A 16,941-nucleotide genomic window follows, 5' to 3' on the forward strand; every position below is an offset into this window, starting at 1 on the left:
ATAATTTATCTTTAACTGTTAATGACCTCCTCATGTTCTCTCATTTATGTCAATTTTAGCATATTTTGATTTTTTTTCAAGGACACAGTGTCAGTCACAATATAAGTTTTTCTTATATCGATATTCATATTATGTATTTCCCATTTACTCCCATTTCTCCTAAATTAAAGATATCGACTTATGGAGGTACTGTCCAATGAATCTTACTGAAAAAAGAAAAGAACAGATCGCTTCTGTTCTCATCATCTGTCTGGGAAATATTCTCAACGCTTTCTCTGCAAGAGTTTTTCTTCTACCCGCCGACCTTGTTGCCGGAGGCACAACCGGAATCGGACTGATCCTGCAACGCATAACCGGTATCCCGCTTTCCTCGCTGGTACTCGCTTTTAACATTATCATGCTGGTGCTTGCCTATATTTTTCTCGGGAAAAAATATACTTTTTCTGCAATTTTAAGTTCTTTTATGTATCCGATCGCACTGGAATTTTTCAATCAGATCCTTGGAGATTATGTTCTGACGGACAACCTGATCCTCTGCACACTTTTTGCAGGGATCGGAATCGGAATCTCTCTTGGGATGATCATTCGTACCGGCGCTTCTACCGGCGGCGTTGATGTTCCTCCGCTGATCCTGAATAAATATTTCCGTTTCCCGGTTTCAGTCGGTCTGTATATTATCGACTTCTTTGTCATCCTGGGACAGGCGCTTTATCAACCGGTTGACAAAGTACTCTATGCAATTTTGTATGTGATCATTTATACACTTGTCATGAATAAGCTGATCGTCAGCGGTACTTCAAGGATTGCCGTCCAAATCATCAGCAAACATTCGGATGAAATCCGCAATTTTGTACTCAGACAGATCGACCGTGGTGCAACCATCATTCCGGTTCAGGGTGGCTATCTGAACCAGCAGCTGAATATGGTGCTCACTGTCATATCTAACCGTGAGCTTGTCCAGCTTGAGAAAAATGTCCACCTGATCGATCCGGAAAGCTTTATCATCGTTTCTCAGGTACAGGAAGTCCAGGGACGTGGATTTAATCTGGACAAGCACTGGAAACCAGAGTAGTCAGATACCTCTGAAATTCCCGGATTTCCGGCTCTTTTTTCTTTGATTTCAGGCAGGCAAAATAAAGACTGTCCTGCCTGGCTGGAACCAGTGGCACCGCCGTAACCCCATAGTATTCTGCAAAGGACTGTGGTCCGATCGCGATCCCGCTTCCGCTTTTCACCATCTTCATCACTGTATCAATACTATCCGATCGGATGACCCTCTTCCATGTGATATTCTGTTCACCATATGTCTTTCTTAGGAGACGGTCTTCCACCGAATGCTCCAATCCTGTGAGCATAGTATATTCCCTGCAATCCATGATTGAAGCATTTTTCTTCTGCGCGAGCGGATGATCCGATGCCGTCAGTATACACTGCTTCTCACGGATCAGTTCTTTTGCAAAACAGATACATTTCTCCATGCCGATTTCATTTTCCGGCATCCGATCCAGTGCCATATCAAGGGAACCGTCCTTGATCGCTGCATATGCATCCAGCCCAGCCTCCGTATAAAATGTCACTTCGAGCTCCGGATGCTTCTCAAAATATCCTACAATCCTTGGAAACAGTCTGTTGGAATAGACTCTGGCACCAAGTCCGATTTTTAATTTTTTATGTTCTGTTCCCGAAATCACTTCTTCTTTAAAACGACTCCAGTCTTCCAGCATTTTTTGCGCTTTTTGGTAAAAAAGATTCCCTTTTTCGGTAAGCTCCAGTCCTTTTCTTGTCCTGCGAAATACGCAGTATCCCAATTCCTTTTCCAGATTCCGGATCTGCTGGGACAGAGCAGGCTGCGAAACAAAGAGATACTCTGCCGCGCGGGAAATGCTGTTGCATTTTGCGATTTCTACGATATAAGTTAATTGTTGTATGTTCATTCAACGCCTCTGTTTTATTTTTCGGTATATAAAAATCCCCCCATACGGGACATTTCTGTTTTCTTGACCTGTATGAGGGTATCCTATTACTATTTTTAGCAGGAGTGCGTCCTGCAAGCCATCCTCTGACAGTTTCAATATTTACTTTTATAATTTCAGAAATATCCTCAACACTCATTTTCCTGTCAGCGAGAGAATATGCTACATCTTTCTTCTCGTCCATTCTTGCTTCATCATCCATAATAATTCGAAGAACATACTCACAGGCTTTCCTGTCTTTAAAAACATTCCGCGCAAGGATATCGCTCATCACAGTCAGATTTTTATCGTCTCTTTGTATCTTTCCTTATGCTTTAAGAGCGATTCATCTTTAGTCATCGGTAATTATCACCTCCTACTTTTCTGTACCCATCACTCCAAAATCATTTTACAAGAATCCACGAAAACAATCAATATACTTAGAGTATAAAATCTATACTGTGATTTTCTGAATCTTTGCTTTCTTTGTAAAGTGTCACTATAAACAAAAAGGAGTATGAAAGCCTCTCTCCCAGCTTTCATACTCCCTTTAATTTCTCTATCGATTTTACCAGCTTATACTGCCTCATTCATCGATGCCAGCTTTGCTGCCTGGTCTGCTGCGATCAGGCTGTCAATGATTTCATCCAGATCTCCGTTCATAATGCTGTCCAGCTTATGAAGCGTAAGCTTGATTCTGTGATCGGTCACACGTCCCTGTGGGAAGTTGTAAGTACGGATCTTCTCAGAACGGTCTCCGGTACCGATCTGGCTTCTTCTTGCCTCAGCCTCTGCAGACTGCTGCTTCTCCAGTTCCAGTTCATATAACTTGGAACGCAGAAGACGGAATGCCTTTTCCTTGTTCTGCAGCTGTGATTTTTCAGTCTGGCTGTAGATCACGATTCCTGTCGGATAATGAGTCAGTCGTACAGCAGAGTCTGTGGTATTGACACACTGACCACCGTTACCAGATGCACGCATAACATCGATACGAATATCTTTTTCATCGATCACAACGTCAACTTCTTCTGCTTCCGGCATCACTGCTACGGTAATGGTTGAAGTATGGATACGTCCGCCGCTTTCTGTCTCCGGCACACGCTGTACACGATGTACACCACTTTCATACTTCATACGGGAATATGCTCCCTGTCCTGTGATCATAAATACAACTTCCTTGAATCCGCCGATTCCGTTTTCATTGAGGGAGATCATCTCTGTCTTCCAGCGTCTGCTGTCTGCATAATGTACATACATACGGTAGATCTCAGCCGCAAAAAGGGCAGCTTCATCTCCACCTGCACCTGCACGGATCTCCACGATAACGTTCTTGTCATCGTTCGGGTCTTTTGGAAGAAGAAGGATCTTGAGCTCCTGTTCCAGCTCTTCGACTCTCTTCTTAGACTCACTGAGTTCTTCTTTTGCCAGCTCTTTCATCTCTTCATCGGATTCTTCCTCCAGAAGAGAAAGACTGTCTTCAATGTTCTGTTTACAATTTTTATATTCTTTATATGCCTCAACAATCGGGGTCAGATCATTCTGTTCTTTCATCAGCTTGCGGAAACGTGACTGGTCATTCACCACGTCCGGTTCCTGAAGCTCACCCATAATCTCCTCATAACGAATGAGCAGATCTTCTAATTTATCAAACATTTCTTTTCCTCCTGTTATTTGCTATGCCTATTGTACACGCCACATACCACACGGTCAAGACCTGCCAGATCCTTTTGCGTTGAAACCTGTTCAAATCCAGTCTCTTTCAGCAATTTTTCCACATCTGCACTCTGGTCATATCCAATCTCCATCACAAGCCAGCCGCCGTCTGTCAGATATTCCGGAACCTTTTCTGCCAGGATCCGGTAAAAATAAAGACCGTCCTCTTTTCCGTCCAATGCCTCATACGGGTCATGAAGACGTACCTCTGCTTCCAGCTCTTCGATCACTTTTGTCGGGATATAAGGTGGATTCGATGTGATCATGTCAAATGTTCCTGTAATATTTTCAAACATATCAGTCTGGATCCACTTACCGCTCACTCCCAGCTTTTTGGCATTTTTTTCAGCCACTTTCAGAGCTTCTTCTGAAATATCTGCACCTTCTATGACAATCTGCGGATTTCTCAGTTTCAGGCTGATTGGGATACAGCCTGAACCGGTACACATATCCAGCACTTTTACCGGATTTTCCTTTTTCATAAGAAGCAGTCTTTTTTCTGCTTCCTCTACAAGAATCTCAGTATCCTGTCTTGGCACAAGTACATGTTCATTGACTGCAAATTCATATCCCATAAATTCCTGAACCCCGGTCAGATGCTGCACCGGAATCCGGGTTTTTCTGCAGCTTACCAGCTCAAAGAACCGGTCTTCTTCATTTTTCGGCATTCTTTCAAAACCATCCACATAATATCTGGTCCTTGTCATGCCGGTCACATGCTCCAGCAGGATCCAGGAATCACTTTCCGGCTCCGGAATCCCCGCCGCTTTCAATTCACCTGTGGCTTTCTGATATGCTTCCTGATAGGTCACAGCTTTTACTCCTCTTCCTTATATCCGAAATTTTCTCTCAAATACGCTTTCCAGTCAAACACCGCTTCTACAGCCGCAATCCCGACCTCGATCATCTCATCGTCCGGTTCCTTTGTCGTAAGCCCCTGCAGCCAAAGTCCCGGCTTACTTAAGATACACACGACCGGATTTTCACTGCTTCCTGCCCATTTGATCAACTCATAAGAAATACCAGCAATCACCGGAAGAAGTGCAATTCTCACAATCACTCTCATCAGCGGAGATTCTACCCTTACAAAAAATAAGAGAACGATTCCCACGATCATGACAAACAGCATGAAGCTGGTTCCACATCTTTTGTGTTCTTTAGAGCTCTTTCTAACATTTTCAACAGTCAGTGGAAGTCCATGTTCAATACAGTTGATACACTTATGCTCCGCGCCATGATAGCGATACAAACGCTTAATATCGTTCATTACCGAAATTCCGCCCACATAGGCAACAAAAATCGCAATGCGGATGATTCCCTCAATGATAATCCGAACTGTATAGGAAGAAATCCATTTCTTCAGCAGATCTGACAAAAAATACGGAAGTACCATAAAAATACCGATCGCAAGTGCAAAAGATACAACCATCGTCAGCGTCATCAAAAGCTTTTCCGTACGCTCCTGCTTCTTTTCTTCGACTTCGGTCATCTCTTTTTCTTCCTCTTCCTCATAGAAGCTTGCTGACCAGGTCAAAGTCTTCATCCCCAGCACCAGAGAATCAACAAAATTAAAGATTCCTCTGACAAAAGGTAGCTTCGTAAGTGCCGTATATTTTCCAACTACACTTTTATATGTATCTGTTGTAACTTCTATCTCTCCGTCAGGCTTTCTCACCGCAACCGCATAACGGTCTTTATTCTTCATCATCACGCCTTCGATGACAGCCTGACCACCAATATTCGAAGATTTCATATTCTGTTATGTCCTTTTTAATTCATCGTATACACAAAATAGGCTGAGATTTCACAATCCCAGCCTGTTGAATTCTCTTATTACTGAATTCCGTATTTCTTGTTAAACTTGTCAACACGACCTCTGGCCTGAGTTGCTTTCTGCTGTCCTGTGTAGAACGGATGACATTTAGAGCAGATTTCTACGTGGATTTCTTTGCTTGTAGAACCTGTTACGAATGTATTCCCACAGTTGCAAGTTACAGTTGCCTGATAGTAATCTGGATGGATTCCTTCTTTCATGATTTTCACCTCTTCTTGTTTTATTCGTTTTACGCGCTTTCACGCGGCTAATATCTTTAAACAGCTATGTTAGCATAACATAGTTTTTTTCTAAATGCAAGTAATTTTCTAAATAAACTTTGTTTTTTTGACCATTTGGACAAATTCTACGTTATTTTTCGTGCGGTCAAACATATTCAGAATGCTGTCTACCGCTTCATCTGACTTCATTCCGTTTAATGCACGGCGCATAATATCCACTGCTTCCTGCTCCTCTTTCGTAAGAAGCAGATCCTCTCTTCTTGTTCCGGATTTCGGGATATCGATTGCAGGAAAGATTCTCTTTTCAGAAAGCTTCCGGTCAAGCACCAGTTCCATATTACCGGTTCCCTTAAATTCTTCGTAGATGACATCATCCATCTTGCTTCCGGTATCTACAAGTGCGGTTGCGAGGATAGTAAGGCTTCCGCCCTCACGCATATTTCTCGCTGCCCCAAAGAAACGTTTCGGCATATGAAGTGCTGCCGGATCAAGACCACCGGACAGGGTTCGTCCGCTCGGTGGAACAACCAGGTTGTATGCTCTTGCCAGACGGGTAATGCTGTCCAAAAGGATCACAACGTCCTTTTTGTGCTCAACCAGACGTTTTGCACGCTCGATCACCATCTCTGACACACGTTTATGATGCTCCGGAAGCTCATCAAAGGTCGAATAAATAACTTCCACATTATCCCCTTCAATGGCTTCTTTGATGTCGGTTACTTCTTCCGGACGTTCATCGATCAGAAGGATCAGAAGATGGATCTCCGGATTATTCTTCCTCATAGAAAGCGCCACCTGCTTCAACAGAGTTGTCTTACCTGCTTTCGGCGGTGATACGATCATGCCTCGCTGTCCCTTACCAATTGGAGAGATCAGATCCATAACACGCATTGCAGTGCTGCTCTTTCCCGCTTCCAGTCTGAGACGTTCATTTGGGAAAATCGGTGTCATATTTTCAAAGTTCATTCTGCGTCCTGCTTCTGCCGGAGACATTCCATTGATCTTGGTCAGATACAGAAGCGCACTGAATTTTTCAGACTGTGTCTTTACTCTTGTATTTCCTGTCAGGATATCCCCTGTCTTCAGGCTGAATCTGCGGATCTGCGATGGTGATACATATACATCTTCCTCGCCCGGCAGATAGTTCTGGGAACGGATAAATCCGTATCCATCCATGACTTCCAGAATTCCATTCACCGTACGTCCACTGTCGAGCTGTTCAATATCTGCGGTTCCGGCTTTTTCGGATTTTACTTCCTCCTTCGCCTCTTTTATTGAAACTTTGTCATCTTCTTCCAGCATAAGATCGATCAGATCTGCTTTTTTCATCGTTGAAATTCCGCGAAGTCCGCGCGTTTTTGCCACCTCTTTTAATGTAGAAAGAGGCAGGGACTCATATTTTTCTCTCGTCATATGTTCTATATTCCTCCTTTATTCCAATTACTTTTCTTATCCAAAAAAATATTAAACTTTTAACATTGGGAAATCTTGTCTGAACTGACTAATCTGCTTTTGATAAACCCAAGTATACAACATTTTGCACAAAATGGAAAGAAGTTTTTTGATTTGCTTTCATATCAGAAGAATGTTATCATAAAAGAGCAGCAAAACTGTAATCAAAGGAGGACGTATGAAAATGTCAGCAATTGAGCAAGCACTTGAAATGCATGAAAAATGGAATGGAAAAATTGAAACTACTGCAAAGTCACACGTAAACTCTCGTGAAGACCTCGCAATCGCATATACACCAGGCGTTGCCGAGCCATGCAAGGTCATTGCAAAGGACCCGAATGCAGCCTACAAATACACGATGAAAGCCAACACAATCGCTGTAGTATCCGACGGTAGTGCCGTTCTCGGACTTGGTAACATCGGAGCCAAAGCCGCCATGCCTGTTATGGAAGGAAAAGCAGTTCTTTTTAAAGAATTCGGCGGAGTCAACGCAGTTCCGATCTGCCTGGACACTCAGGATACAGAAGAGATTATTAAGACAGTTGTCAATATTGCACCTGCTTTCGGCGGAATCAACCTGGAAGATATCTCTGCCCCACGCTGTTTTGAGATTGAGAGCCGTTTAAAAGAACTTCTTGATATTCCTGTATTCCACGATGACCAACATGGAACCGCCATCGTCGTTCTGGCAGGTATCATCAACGCCCTTAAAGTAACCGGCAAGAAAAAAGAAAACTGTAAGATCGTTGTGAATGGTGCCGGAAGCGCCGGAGTTGCAATCACAAAGCTTCTTCTTACCTACGGATTCCCGAAGATCACTATGTGTGATATCAATGGAATCATCTCTGCTGATTCACCGAATCTGAACTGGATGCAGAAAGAGATGACCAAAGTGACCAATCTCGACCATGAGACCGGTACACTTGCTGATGCACTCAAGGGTGCTGATATTTTCGTCGGTGTATCTGCCCCGAACATTGTTTCCCAGGAAATGGTTGCTTCTATGAATAAGGATGCGATCCTTTTCGCAATGGCAAACCCGGTACCGGAGATCATGCCGGATCTTGCAAAAGCTGCAGGCGCAAAAGTTGTCGGAACCGGACGTTCTGACTTCCCAAACCAGGTCAACAACGTTGTCGCTTTCCCTGGGATCTTTAAAGGTGCATTAGAGGGACGTGCACCCCAGATCACCGAAGAGATGAAGCTTGCCACAGCAAAAGCAATCGCAGAACTTGTTCCGGATGAAGAGCTGAACGAGAACAATATTCTTCCGGAAGCTTTTGACCCACACGTATCACAGGTCGTAAGCGAAGCTGTCAAAGCTCTGATTTAATCTTATGAATACAAGAACTCATGATAGCAATCGCCCGCAGGAAATATCCTGCGGGCTTACTTGCAAAAAAGAAAATCCCCTGCGCTGGGGAGAACGGCGCTACTATGCACTGGACTACTATCTGAAGCAGAATTTCGGTGAGAAACTGTACAAGATTTCTTTAAACGGAGGCTGCTCCTGTCCGAACCGGGACGGAACCTGCGGCACACGCGGTTGTATCTTCTGTAGCGAAGGTGGATCCGGCGATTTTGCCGCTTCTTCTTCTCTTTCTGTTGCCGACCAGCTTGCCTATGGAAAAGATCTTGTCCGCCCCAAATACAACGGGCACAACTATATCGCCTATTTTCAGGCATATACCAATACCTATGCACCAGCCTGTCATCTGCGCCGGATCTTTACCGAAGCGATTTCTGATCCGGAAGTACGCATTTTATCTATCGCAACGCGTCCGGATTGCCTTTCACCTGAAATCCTTACACTGCTTGCCGAACTAAATGCCATTAAACCGGTCTGGGTAGAGCTTGGGCTTCAGACGATCCACGAACGCACTGCCAACTGGATGCGCCGTGGTTATCCGCTTTCCGTCTTTGAGCAGGCGGTCCATTCCCTTCACGCGATTGGGGTACAGATCATCACCCACGTAATTTTATTTCTTCCGGGAGAATCTGAAGCAGATATGCTCGCAACCATCCATTATCTGAACGCTCTTCCGATTGACGGAATCAAGCTGCAGCTTCTCCACGTTCTGAAGCATACCGATCTGGCAGATTTTTACAGGCAGGAACCTTTTTATATTCCAGATATGAACTCTTATTTTCATCTGCTCGGAAAATGTATCGCTTCGCTCCGTCCGGATATTGTCATTCACCGTCTGACCGGTGACGGACCAAAATCTCTTCTTATCGCACCGCTCTGGACCGGCAATAAACGGTTAGTACTCAATCAGATGCAGCGCTATTTAAAAGAGCAGAATCTCTGGCAGGGAAAAGAATATACTACATTTTAAGGAGGCAGCCCTATGGCAGAAGCATTTACACTTTATAAACTCATCATTCTATACATGCTGGACAAAGTTGATTTTCCTCTGACCAACTCCCAGATTTCTGAATTTGTCCTGGACAAAGGATATACCGATTATTTCAAACTCCAGCAGGCTCTTTCTGAACTTGCGGACGGTGGTCTCATCCTGAAAGAATCCACTCACAACCGCACTCTTTTCCATCTGACGGAAGATGGGAAAGGGACGATTCATCTTTTCCAGGATAAAATCTCAAAGCCAATCCAGGACGATATTGACCACTTTTTACAGACAAAACAGTATGATCTGAAAAATGAAGTTTCCGTAAAAGCGGATTATATGAAAAATGCAGGAGAGGAATATTCCGTGCGCTGTCAGGTCTTTGAAAATCACGAACCCCTGATCGATCTGACCCTTTCTGTACCGACTGAAAAAGAAGCGGCGGCAATTGCACTCAACTGGCAGAAAAAAAATCAAGTCGTCTATGCGTGGCTGATGTCTCAGTTATTGTGATGGATGTGAATGATACGGTTCGCAAATTAAGGCTGTGATTGGACAATGATACACTTGAATCTCACGACATGAAAACTCTACGTTGTTCTTTGGGCAGATCTCAGCTACGTTCTTGAAAGCTTGCAAGCCTCATGCCTGCTCCAAAAGAGCTGAATCCCGGGCGCGGACAGAAAACAAATGGATAAGGATTCCATGTTTGTGCTATGGAGATGAGACACAAAAATTGTGGAAGCCCTTGCTGACACAATTTTCGCCTTAAGTGGCTCATCGGAATGGTCAGCACAAAGGAATCTGCTCTATTTGTTTTCTGTCCGCGTCCGACCACAACCTACAAAAAAGCAGACCGTCCCATATTCCGATCTGCCTAAATAACCACCACAAAACTGATGTATTTCCTTTCTTCTATTCCCACCGTAATTTCTCCGTGGTAACGGTTCACAAGCATCTTTGCATTATAAAGTCCCAGTCCATGCTTTTTTCCATCTTCTTTCGTAGAAAATCCTTTTTCAAAGAAATGACTGATCTCGCCAAGTCCTATATTTCCGACCTGATTCTTTATCGTGAAGATAAGCTTATCATTCTGGGAATCAATTTCGATCAGTACCTGATTTTTTTCTTCGGTACAGGCTTCGTATGCATTGTCGATCAGGGTTCCCACAATCTCGATCAGATGATGTTCGGAGATTCCGGATACGATTTCTTTATTCCATACCCGGATATCGGTCTGGACATATTCCGGTGCACGGACAATTTTACTGTAAATAAACCCTGCCAGGATTTTATCGCTGATTTTCAGAAGCGGGAGATACTTTCTGCTGTCATCTTCTCTGGCGATTTCCGTAATGTATTCAGACTGCTTTGCCACCAGTTCTTCATAATTATCGATAGTCAGATGCATATTCAGGATTGCATTCAGATGATTGTCAAATTCATGCTGTTTGGCACGGATTTCTTTGACCAGTTCTTCCAGCGGAATCAGATAGTTCTGATAAAGCCGCAGTTCATTTTCCTTCTGGCGTATCAGTACATAATTACTTCTCCAGTCCACAATTCCCCAGATCACAACGATCACCATCAGAACAAACATGATAAACACCCTGTAATCAAAGGTACCACTGATCAGGAAATCCACGATCAGATAGACTGATACCATAAGTGCCATTACGCAGAAAATACGATATAGAAATTTGCGTACCCAATCAGCCATTTAACAGTCCTCCGATCACCGATTTGTAAGTCACACCGATTTCTACCGTATCCGGACAATTTTTGATCCGGATGATCCGGTTGACGGTATCGTAATATTCAACTTCATTTTTATTGACCGCATACATCCGATGGCACTGCGCAAACATCCCTTTTGGCATCTTAAGCAGCATCTGTCTGAGAGTCACATAAGGGACATCCCAGTTCTCCGTCACAAGATGCAGTCTTGTTCCTCTCGGTATCGCTTCCAGATAACGGATATCCTCGCATTTCAGCTGATAATTGATCCCGTCTTTTTTCACAACGATCACCGGTGGTTTCTCCCTGCTCTCTTTTTCCAGCACCTTCTGAACAACCTCTTCCACCTGCTCCCTGTGAAATGGCTTCATAATGTACTGGTAACAGTGCAGCTCCCGGTAAGCCTGCATTTCCATATTGCCAATGGCAGTCACCATCACGATCGGGGTAAAAGTATATTCAAACCTCTCCCGTATCTCTCTTGCGAACAAAATTCCACCGATATCCTCCCGGTCCTCGCCGCTTAGATTTACATCCAAAAGGAAAAGACCATACCGGATTTCCTGATCCAGCAGGTCTTTTGCTTCTTTCAGGGAAGATGCCTTGTGGACACGGATATCATCTGAATATGTGGTAAGAATCTCTGACAATGCCTGCAGCGAAGTCAGTTCATCTTCCAGGATCAATACATCCGTCATCTATTGTCACCTTTCCTCTCTCTTTTTTAATCTAATCTTCCTTGATCACTTCTTTAGCGCTCTTTACAAGCCCCGCAAGTGACTGCAGTTCTGACGGAATGATGATTTTCGTTGCCTTGCCGTCTGCAGCCTTTTCAAATGCCTCCAGACTCTTGATCGTAAGCACTGCTTGGTCTGCACCCGCTTCACGGATGAAACGGATACCGTCTGCATTTGCCTGCTGTACTTTAAGGATGGCTTCCGCTTCACCTTCAGCCTCTTTGATCCTCTTTTCTTTTTCTGCTTCTGCCTGGAGGATCGCTGCCTGTTTTTCAGCTTCCGCTTTCAGGATCACAGATTCTTTTTCACCTTCTGCAACAAGGACAGTAGATTTCTTTTCACCTTCTGCACGGAGAATAGCTTCACGTCTTTCACGTTCTGCTTTCATCTGTTTCTCCATTGCATCCTGGATTGCTGCCGGTGGAATGATATTTTTCAATTCCACACGATTGACTTTGATTCCCCATGGATCCGTTGCCACATCCAGAGATGCGCGCATCTTCGTATTGATCGTCTCTCTTGATGTCAGTGTCTGGTCAAGTTCCAGATCACCGATAATGTTACGAAGGGTGGTCGCTGTCAGATTCTCGATTGCCATGATCGGGTTCGCTACTCCGTAGCAGAACATCTTCGGATCTGTAATCTGGTAGAATACAACGGTATCGATCCGCATGGTTACGTTATCCTTTGTGATAACCGGCTGCGGTGCAAAATCAACTACCTGCTCTTTTAAGTCTACTCTTCTTGCCACACGTTCAATGATCGGCAGTTTAAAATGAAGTCCTACACTCCATGTTGCCTGATATGCACCAAGACGTTCGATAACCAGTGCCTTTGCCTGCGGCACGATCTTAATGCAGGAAGTCAGAAGCAGTAATGCGATCACAATAATAATTACTAAAATAATAAGTCCCGTCATCTTTTAGTCCTCCTCATATTTTTTTACAATTAACTTTACTCCGGATATATTAACCACCTTCGCCAGTGTTCCGGGGTCCAGGATCACGTCATCCTGTTCGGATCTTACCGTCCACTCTGTACCATTTACCACCGCCATACCAGTCTGCCCGATGTTATCTACTTTCTGGCTGATCCGGATCGTCTTTCCGATGATTCCTTCATAGTTCGTCTTCAGACGGCGGGTGTTGATAAAACGCATTGCAAATGGTCTTGTAAATACAAGCAGTAAAATTGTCACAACAAAAAATGCAACTACCTGTCCGGCAAACGGTACATCCAGAATATTCAGGATCAGTGCCGCCAGCGCACCTCCTGCTCCCCAGATCGTCGTAAGTCCCACCGTTATGATCTCGATCACCAGAAGTACTACCAGAAAAACCAGCCATGCAACAGTTATATAGCTGTCCTGAACTGCTCCCATATTCTTCACTCCTTTCTGCTTACAGATATGGTAGCAGAGTGTCTGTGTCAAATCAATCCCTTCTGCGTGAATGCAGTGATTTCCTGTGCGAATAGGTTACGCTTCATCCTTAATCCGCTTCATATGCGCTTTGATTGTTTGTTCGTAGCCGTTATCGCTCGCTTCATAGAATACGGCATCTTTGATCTCATCCGGCAGATACTGCTGTTTTACATAATGATTCGGATAATCATGCGCGTATTTGTAACCAATTCCATGCCCCAGCTTTGCAGAACCTTTATAATGTGCATCCTGCAAATGCACCGGAACAGTCGTTTTATATTTTTTCACATTGTCCATCGCAGCAAAGACAGCATTACATGCTGAATTACTCTTCGGCGCTGTTGCCACATAAAGAACTGCCTGTGATAAAATGATCTGTGCCTCCGGCATTCCGATCCGCTCCACTGCCTGTGCTGCACTGACTGCAACATTCAGTGCCATCGGATCCGCATTTCCTACATCTTCCGATGCACAGATCATAATCCTGCGGGCAATAAACTTAATGTCTTCTCCGGCATACAGCATCTTTGCCAGATAATATACGGCTGCATCCGGATCAGAACCGCGCATACTTTTAATAAATGCGGATATGGTATCATAATGATTATCTCCTGTCTTATCATATCGCACAACCCTCTTCTGTATACATTCGGATGCAACATCCAGCGTGATATGGATCATTCCATCCTCACTTCTTGGTGTGGTGAGGATACCCAGTTCCACCGCATTAAGCGCAGATCTGGCATCTCCACCGGCAAGGTCTGCCAGGAAATGCAGAGCATCCTCCTCGATCACCGCATGATAGCTTCCCATTCCTTTTTTTTCATCCTGCACCGCTCTCAGAATCAGGGTCTCTACTTCTTCCTGTGAAAGCGGACGGAGTTCAAATACACTGGATCTGGAAAGAAGCGCACCGTTCACCTCAAAGTAAGGATTTTCTGTCGTCGCACCGATCAGAATGATCGTGCCGTCCTCCACAAACGGGAGCAGATAATCCTGCTGTCCTTTATTAAACCGGTGAATCTCATCGATGAAAAGGATTGTCCTTTTCTGGTACATCCCTTTCAGTTCTTTCGCCTTATTCACCACTTCTTCCATATCCTTCTTCCCGGCAACCGTAGCATTGATCTGGGTAAATTCTGCACTTGTAGTATTGGCGATCACCTTTGCAAGCGTAGTCTTTCCGGTTCCCGGAGGTCCGTAAAAAATAACAGAACTCAGTTTATCCGCCTTGATCGCACGGTATAAAAGCTTGTCCTTTCCGATAATGTGCTGCTGTCCAACCACTTCATCCAGAGTCGTCGGACGCAGTCTGGAGGCAAGGGGCGATTCTTTCTCCTTTGTCGTCTCCCGCATATAATCAAATAAATCCATCAAAACCTCTCCTTTAATCCAGCAGCAATTCATCGACTGTCACAAATTCATATCCCTTCGCCTGCATGATATCGATAATGCGAAGTGCCGCCTTTACTGAAGACAGATAACAGTCATGTAATAAAATAATATCATTTTCCTCCGTTTCCGTCACTACTTTATTGACAATTTCTGTCTCGTTATCCGTATTCCAGTCAAGCGGATCCACATTCCATAGCACCGCAATCATGCCGGTATTCTCTTCCATCTCCTTCTTCCAGGCTCCATAAGGCGGTCGCATATATTCCGTCTTTTTTCCGGTAATTTCTTCAATCGCGGTATTGGTCTTTCCGAGTTCGCACTCTGTCATTTCCTGAGACATTTTTGTGAGATCTACATGACTGTAAGTATGATTTCCAATAATATGCCCTTCTTCAGCCTCTCTGCTCACAACTTTCGGATATTTTACTACATTTTCCCCGATCACAAAAAAAGTAACCTTCACATTCCGCCCGGCAAGCCCGTCAAGGAGCACTGGCGTACTGGAAGGATTTGGGCCATCATCAAATGTGAGGGCGATCTTGGGCTTTTCCTGATACTGCTCGTTTGTTCCACCTGCCTCATAGGATGCTTCTACCGTTTCATCATTCATTCTTATCAGTTTGATCTTTCCGTTATCGATCACTCCCCAGGTAAACAGAAGCCATGTAAAGCATAAAAAACTGATTGTTCCATAAAGCAGTCGGTACCACATACGGATATACCTCTTTTCCCATTCTCTTTTTACTATATGCGGGAGATTCTTTACCTATGTACTCACATTTATGCTTTCTTTCCTCCGGTACTCTTGCATTAAAAAAATCTATACAGAACACCAATCTCTTCCTGTTTTCTATACTCAGATCAAAAAAGGGGGATATCAACCAGCTTCTGCTGACTCATATTCCCTGAATGATCTACATTGCTTTTTTATAAAGTTCAATGATATCCCTGATCGTAGACTGTCTCGGATTTGCCATGATATTTCCGCTCTTCATGGCATCAGCAGCCATCAGTTCAATCTTATCTTCCGTTACATCAACATCGGCAAGATGCTGCGGAATACCAAGATCACGAAGCAGATCTCTCGCTTCATCTACCAGCATTTCCGGAACAAAATCGATCACTGGGTCTTTTTCTTTGCTGATATAATTGTAGATCTTCTCATAACGTCCATGATCTGCAAGTGCATTATATTCCACAATCGTTGGAAGAAGAATCGCATTTGCCACACCGTGTGCCACATGGAAATAGGCGCTTACCGGATGGCTCATAGCATGGATATTTCCAAGTCTTGCCCATGCAAATGCGATACCTGCGAACATGCTTCCGGAGAGCATGGCTGCCGCCGCCTCTTCGTCCTGACGGTTTGCTACGAATCTGCGCAGATTTGCACCGATCAGTTCCATTGCCTTTTCTGCCATTGCATCAGAAAATGGAGATGCATCTCTTGAAGTGTAAGCCTCCCATGCATGGATCAGTGCATCTACGCCACATGCTGCGGCTACCGATGCTGGAGAAGTCATAACAAGCTCCGGATCCAGAAGTGCATAGCTTGGGATCAGCTCATAGCTGAACACAGTCAGCTTATAATTTCTTGCTTCATCGGTAATAACAGAAAATGCCGTCACTTCACTTCCTGTACCTGCAGTTGTCGGGATCGCAATGATCGGAACGATCGGTCCCGGTACCTTGTGTGCACCTTCATAATCTCCGATCTCTCCGCCGTATTTTGCAAGAACACCAACTGCCTTTGCCACATCCATCGGACTTCCGCCACCGAAAGCTACAATACTGGTTGCTCCTGCTTTTTTGTATGCTTCTGTTGCTTTATCTACCGTTGCAACAGATGGATTTGCTTCTACATCAGTAAATACTTCCACTTCGATACCGGAAGCCTTCACGATCTCTTCGACTTTCTCGACCATTCCGATCTTCTTCAAAACCGGTCCGGAGATCAGAAGCATCTTCTTGGAACCACTTTTTTCAAGAAGCTCCGGAAGTCTTTTTAAACTGCCTTTTCCAAAAATAATATCCTGTGGTACATTGAATGTAAAATCTTTCATCATCTACTACTCCTTTTAAATAAGAATGTGCCTCGGCACATTCTCGCGCCGAGCGCGTTGCTG

17 protein-coding genes are annotated in these 16,941 nt (G+C 44.2%); 4 read left to right on the forward strand and 13 right to left on the reverse strand.

Going from position 1 to position 16,941, the window contains the following annotated elements; genetic code table 11:
• Nucleotides 1-196: 196 nt before the first annotated feature.
• On the forward strand, nt 197-1,072 hold the full coding sequence (locus tag PGZ10_RS14715; RefSeq protein WP_117824615.1) for a YitT family protein: 876 nt from the start codon (nt 197-199) through the stop codon (nt 1,070-1,072).
• Here PGZ10_RS14715 and PGZ10_RS14720 read toward each other — a convergent pair.
• The 6 genes from PGZ10_RS14720 to rho form a co-directional block, all read right to left on the reverse strand.
• Entirely contained in the window at nt 1,041-1,934 is an 894-nt protein-coding gene (locus tag PGZ10_RS14720) for a LysR family transcriptional regulator (protein ID WP_195501899.1), read from the reverse strand. The two genes, PGZ10_RS14715 and PGZ10_RS14720, sit on opposite strands and share 32 nt — an antisense overlap.
• Nucleotides 1,935-2,528: 594 nt before the next feature.
• Entirely contained in the window at nt 2,529-3,605 is a 1,077-nt protein-coding gene (gene prfA, locus PGZ10_RS14725; protein ID WP_270541714.1) for a peptide chain release factor 1, read from the reverse strand.
• 14 nt (nt 3,606-3,619) lie between these two features.
• A complete protein-coding gene (gene prmC / locus PGZ10_RS14730; protein WP_117824618.1) occupies nt 3,620-4,477 on the reverse strand; it encodes a peptide chain release factor N(5)-glutamine methyltransferase in 858 nt (285 codons plus the stop codon).
• Nucleotides 4,478-4,482: 5 nt separating this feature from the next.
• On the reverse strand, nt 4,483-5,418 hold the full coding sequence (locus PGZ10_RS14735) for a DUF1385 domain-containing protein (protein ID WP_008369553.1): 936 nt from the start codon (nt 5,416-5,418) through the stop codon (nt 4,483-4,485).
• An 80-nt stretch (nt 5,419-5,498) separates the two neighbouring features.
• Nucleotides 5,499-5,699 (reverse strand): 50S ribosomal protein L31, encoded by a 201-nt coding sequence (gene rpmE / locus PGZ10_RS14740; protein ID WP_008369554.1) that lies wholly within the window; start codon nt 5,697-5,699, stop codon nt 5,499-5,501.
• 108 nt (nt 5,700-5,807) lie between these two features.
• The gene (gene rho, locus PGZ10_RS14745) at nt 5,808-7,133 is read right to left on the reverse strand and encodes a transcription termination factor Rho (protein WP_008369555.1); all 1,326 of its coding nucleotides are present in this window, start codon (nt 7,131-7,133) and stop codon (nt 5,808-5,810) included.
• Nucleotides 7,134-7,356: 223 nt separating this feature from the next.
• On the opposite strand from rho, the gene PGZ10_RS14750 reads away from it, so the two are divergent.
• The 3 genes from PGZ10_RS14750 to PGZ10_RS14760 are packed head-to-tail and all read left to right on the forward strand — an operon-like array spanning nt 7,357 to nt 10,036.
• Nucleotides 7,357-8,505, forward strand: coding sequence for an NAD(P)-dependent malic enzyme (locus tag PGZ10_RS14750; protein ID WP_270541715.1), 1,149 nt, complete (start codon nt 7,357-7,359; stop codon nt 8,503-8,505).
• A 4-nt stretch (nt 8,506-8,509) separates the two neighbouring features.
• A complete protein-coding gene (locus PGZ10_RS14755) occupies nt 8,510-9,511 on the forward strand; it encodes a TIGR01212 family radical SAM protein (protein ID WP_270541716.1) in 1,002 nt (333 codons plus the stop codon).
• Between the two features lie 12 nt (nt 9,512-9,523).
• On the forward strand, nt 9,524-10,036 hold the full coding sequence (locus tag PGZ10_RS14760) for a DUF4364 family protein (RefSeq protein WP_117558920.1): 513 nt from the start codon (nt 9,524-9,526) through the stop codon (nt 10,034-10,036).
• 364 nt (nt 10,037-10,400) lie between these two features.
• On the opposite strand, the gene PGZ10_RS14765 is transcribed toward PGZ10_RS14760, so the two are convergent.
• The 7 genes from PGZ10_RS14765 to PGZ10_RS14795 form a co-directional block, all read right to left on the reverse strand.
• Nucleotides 10,401-11,243, reverse strand: a complete 843-nt coding sequence (locus PGZ10_RS14765; protein WP_195501901.1) for a sensor histidine kinase — start codon at nt 11,241-11,243, stop codon at nt 10,401-10,403.
• Complete coding sequence (locus PGZ10_RS14770) at nt 11,236-11,958, reverse strand: LytR/AlgR family response regulator transcription factor (RefSeq protein ID WP_055247832.1); 723 nt, start codon at nt 11,956-11,958, stop codon at nt 11,236-11,238. The genes PGZ10_RS14765 and PGZ10_RS14770 overlap by 8 nt, the downstream gene beginning before the upstream one ends.
• A 31-nt stretch (nt 11,959-11,989) precedes the next feature.
• Nucleotides 11,990-12,916 (reverse strand): SPFH domain-containing protein, encoded by a 927-nt coding sequence (locus PGZ10_RS14775; RefSeq protein ID WP_055156817.1) that lies wholly within the window; start codon nt 12,914-12,916, stop codon nt 11,990-11,992.
• A gap of 3 nt (nt 12,917-12,919) precedes the next feature.
• Nucleotides 12,920-13,378, reverse strand: coding sequence for an NfeD family protein (locus tag PGZ10_RS14780; protein ID WP_195254749.1), 459 nt, complete (start codon nt 13,376-13,378; stop codon nt 12,920-12,922).
• 96 nt (nt 13,379-13,474) lie between these two features.
• Complete coding sequence (locus tag PGZ10_RS14785; protein WP_055156813.1) at nt 13,475-14,794, reverse strand: replication-associated recombination protein A; 1,320 nt, start codon at nt 14,792-14,794, stop codon at nt 13,475-13,477.
• Between the two features lie 13 nt (nt 14,795-14,807).
• Entirely contained in the window at nt 14,808-15,425 is a 618-nt protein-coding gene (locus tag PGZ10_RS14790; RefSeq protein WP_179960473.1) for a polysaccharide deacetylase family protein, read from the reverse strand.
• Nucleotides 15,426-15,729: 304 nt separating this feature from the next.
• Nucleotides 15,730-16,878 (reverse strand): iron-containing alcohol dehydrogenase, encoded by a 1,149-nt coding sequence (locus tag PGZ10_RS14795; protein WP_270541724.1) that lies wholly within the window; start codon nt 16,876-16,878, stop codon nt 15,730-15,732.
• Nucleotides 16,879-16,941 lie beyond the last annotated feature (63 nt).

The organism is Coprococcus sp. AF102-57, from assembly GCF_027686195.1.
In the GTDB taxonomy this organism is placed as follows: Bacteria; Bacillota; Clostridia; order Lachnospirales; family Lachnospiraceae; genus Allocoprococcus; species Allocoprococcus comes.